At 64.6% G+C, this 2,583-nt stretch carries 2 protein-coding genes and 1 pseudogene; 1 reads left to right on the forward strand and 2 read right to left on the reverse strand.

Translation table 11 applies throughout. From position 1 onward, the window contains the following. Window positions 1–105: 105 nt before the first annotated feature. The gene (locus tag ACLP25_RS06240; protein WP_442468359.1) at window positions 106–1,038 is read right to left on the reverse strand and encodes an adenylate/guanylate cyclase domain-containing protein; all 933 of its coding nucleotides are present in this window, start codon (window positions 1,036–1,038) and stop codon (window positions 106–108) included. Window positions 1,039–1,427: 389 nt separating this feature from the next. Beyond that, on the reverse strand, window positions 1,428–1,670 hold the full coding sequence (locus ACLP25_RS06245; RefSeq protein WP_442468360.1) for a hypothetical protein: 243 nt from the start codon (window positions 1,668–1,670) through the stop codon (window positions 1,428–1,430). Here ACLP25_RS06245 and ACLP25_RS06250 point away from each other — a divergent pair. After that, window positions 1,629–2,583 (forward strand): annotated as a pseudogene (locus ACLP25_RS06250) (glycerol-3-phosphate dehydrogenase/oxidase); the annotation flags it as partial. The gene ACLP25_RS06245 and the pseudogene ACLP25_RS06250 overlap by 42 nt on opposite strands.

The raw sequence follows: 2,583 nt of genomic DNA on the forward strand, positions 1-2,583 counted from the left end.
TGATGTCCGCCATCACGATCCGCAACGGCAGCTTTACGTCGGGAGCGGCAAGTTCCGCGCAATTGGCGCTCACTCCCCGGCCGCGAGGCGAACGACGCAATAGCCCTATCCGTTCATCGGGCCTGTCGGGTGGAGCGGCATGGCCTCCAGCGCGTAAAGCGCGACAGATTGATCCTTGCCGCGCATTGGCGTCGGGCCGAGCGCCCGGGCTGTCACTCCGGCAGGCAGGGCGACGATGCGATCCAGCAGCGCCGCCGAGGCGAGGACCCGGCAGTCGGCCTCGCGGCACGCGTCCTGAATGCGCTGCGTCGTGTTCATGGCGTCGCCGATGAGCGCGATCTCCTTTTTGATGAAGCCCAGTTCGCCCACAACGACCGGACCGCAATGAAGCCCGGCGCGGAAATCGGCGCGAAAGCCGAAATCACGCTCGTAGGCTGGGCCGCCCTCGACGAGGCGGTCGAGAGCGGAAAAGCAGGCCCGGACGCAGCCCGCCTCGTTCGGACCTGCAGCGAGCTTCCAACTCGAGATGACCTCGTCACCGACGTTTTTGTGGATTTCGCCGCCTCCCTCCAAGATGGCGAGCGACAGGTCGGTCACGAAGCGATTGAGGAACGCAAGGAAGCGCACCTCGCCGAGGCTCTCTGCGATGGCGGTAGAGGAACGCATGTCGATGAAAAGGAAAGCGCGCTCCTCCAGACGGGGGTAGTAATAGCGCCCCGCCACAAAGGCGAAGAGCACGCCCGGGCCGAGCAGATCGTTGATGCCGAACAGCAATATGGTGCAGACGCTGATTGCGATTGAAGCGACGATGTCGGCGCGGCTCATGTTGATCACCAGACCATCACGCGTGAAGAGCCAGTTCATGACGGCGGCGACCAACAGGACGACGCCTGCATAGAGCAAGACGCGCAGACCGAGATAAGCCAGAAACGGCAGTCGGGGGAAAAATGCGCCGGCGTTGCGGCGAAGGACAAAAATCTCGAGCGAAATTATGGCTGCGCCGGTCGAGCCGCCGATGAAAGCGCCTACAACGAACATGTCGTGTTCGAAATAGAGGAGCAAGCCCCCAAGCAGGCAACCGCTAATTGTGACAAACAGGATGCGGCGTAACGGGGCGTGCGGGATCATCGGCGACCATAACCCAACTTTGGCATCCCCGCTGAGCGTCCGCCTGATGTCAAAGCCCTCACGTCCCGCGATCACTGCGCGACGACCGCAAGGCGTGCGCCCCGCTCGACGCGTCTATAGGGCTGAGATGCGCTTGCAGGCGCAAAGAACGAAGTTGTGACACTCGCTCCATGGTCGCGACCTTCAATGACCGCTGGACGTCGAGACCGGCCGTCCGAAGTGCGCGATTATCACTCGACTGCGCGGGCTGCTGGTCAAATCGACCCGGAGGGACGGGTCACTTTCCGCCGCTGCGCCAGCTAGCGCGCGTGGACCGGCTGCGTCAGGAACCGTTCGCGCGAGATGGGCAGCGGCGGCTCGTCGACCGCCGCGTTCGCCTGCTCCGCCAGGAATGCGCGGAGGATCTCGAATTCCGCCGTGAACTTGCTTTGCACGTTCGGCCAGACGTGTTCGTAGAACGGCAACTCCTTGGGCTTGGGTTTCGCCAAACGCACCTCGAAATGCGTGCCGCCGTCCTCCCGTTCGGCGAACGCATAGGACATGAGGATCTTGGGCGCGCCTGGGGCCGGCAGCAGGGTGGTCAGGGTGATGTGATCGAACGGGCGCTAGTCGACGCGCAGGGCGACCTTCGTTTGACCCGCGAATCGGTGCGGGACCGGACCGAACTCCTCCGGGCCGCTCCCGGCCTGGTGAAGCCGCTCGGATTTCTGCTGCCAGTGCGCAAAGGCGACAAATTCGGCCGCTTTGTCCTGGGCGTGGGACTCGCGGCTTACGACTACTTTGCGGGAGCGCGCACGCGCCGATGGCGCGATTCGGCATCCCTCATGCAGTGCGCGCCGGTTCTGTCTCCGTCGGGCCTGAAAGGCGGATGGTCATATCTCGACGCCGAGACCGACGATGCCCGGCTCGTCATGCGCGTGCTCGCCGAGGCTCGCCGGTGCGGCGCGGTCATCCGCAATCGCGTGACGGTGGAATCCCTGACGCTCGGTCCGAGTGGCGTCGACGGCGTGAAGGTGCACGACACGACGGATGGCGAGACCTTCGAAGTGAAGGCCCGCTGCGTTTTCAACGCGACGGGAGTATGGGGCGACCGCCTGCGCGGCCCGATTAGCGGCCAGCCGAAGCTGCGGCCGTTGCGGGGCAGCCATTTGCTGTTCGACGCCTGGCGTTTGCCGCTCGCGCAGGCGGTCGCATTCTTCCACCCGGACGACCGCCGGGCGATGTTTGCGATTCCCTGGGAGTGATCGACGCTCGTCGGCACGACCGACATCGATCATCGCGAAGATCTCGATCGCGAGCCGGGGATCACGCGCGCGGAGTTCGACTACATCTTGCAGGCCGCGCGCTCGGAGTTTCCGACCCTCGGGCTCGCCGAAGCGGATATTGTTTCGACCTGGTCAGGGGTGCGCCCGGTCATCGCATCCGGCGCGAACGTCGATCCGTCGAAGGAGAAGC

Source organism: Roseiarcus sp., from assembly GCF_052145395.1.
GTDB lineage: Bacteria > Pseudomonadota > Alphaproteobacteria > Rhizobiales > Beijerinckiaceae > Roseiarcus.

Excerpts from the sequence above, each read along its gene's own strand:
- ACLP25_RS06240 (WP_442468359.1), bottom strand. The coding sequence starts at position 1,038 with ATGTTCGTTGTAGGCGCTTTCATCGGCGGCTCGACCGGCGCAGCCATA.
- ACLP25_RS06245 (WP_442468360.1), bottom strand. The coding sequence starts at position 1,670 with ATGTCCTATGCGTTCGCCGAACGGGAGGACGGCGGCACGCATTTCGAG.